This window comes from Shigella sp. FJ200513 (genome assembly GCF_040495915.1).
Taxonomy (GTDB): Bacteria; Pseudomonadota; Gammaproteobacteria; order Enterobacterales; family Enterobacteriaceae; genus ECMA0423.
The window spans coordinates 1-698 of record NZ_JBDYCV010000261.1 but is presented as its reverse complement, the minus strand read 5'-3'; the positions used below and the strand labels follow the sequence as shown (position 1 = coordinate 698).

Below are 698 nucleotides of genomic sequence, written 5' to 3'. Positions count from 1 at the left end.
GTGCGGGTATTACTTCGACCTGTTCTGGTTCCGGAACTCGGGCTGGTGGTCCTTAAGCCCGGTCGTGAATCCATGCCGGTATTCCACAATACCCGGGTACTGGTGGAGCCGGAACCGAAAAGCATGCGTAATCTGCCGTCCGGGGTCGTTCCTGCCGTTCGCCAGCCGCTAGTGGAAGACAAAACATTGCTGCCGTTTTTCAGTAACGCACGGGTGATTCGTGCTGCTGGTGGTGCTGGCGCATTGTCTGACTGGCTGTTGCGCCATATTAAATCCTGCCAGTGGCCACACGGCGATTATCATCACAGCGAAACCGTCATTCACCGTTATGGTACCGGCGCAATGGTATTGTGCTGGCACTGCGACAACCAGCTGCGTGACCAGACATCCGAATCACTCGAGCAACTTGCTCATCAAAACCTGTCAGCATGGATGATTGACGTCATCGGTCACGCAATAAGCGGTACGCAGGAGCGTGAATTATCTCTGGCTGAATTATCCTGGTGGGCGGTCCGCAATCAGGTGGCGGACGCGCTACCGGAAGCGGTATTACGTCGTTCGCTGGGGTTGCGTGCGGAAAAAATCCGCTCAATGTACCGTGAAAGCGACATCGTGCCGGGAGAGCAGACCGCCACCAGCATACTGAAGCAGCGCACAAAAAATCTTGCGCCGCTGCCTCACGCCCACCAGCAACAGAA

General features: G+C 56.0%; 1 protein-coding gene. It reads left to right on the top strand.

Annotation, left to right across the window (positions count from 1 at the left end):
• A partial coding sequence (locus tag ABZJ92_RS22095; RefSeq protein ID WP_050197859.1) for a DUF968 domain-containing protein occupies positions 1–698 on the top strand: 698 nt, incomplete at both ends.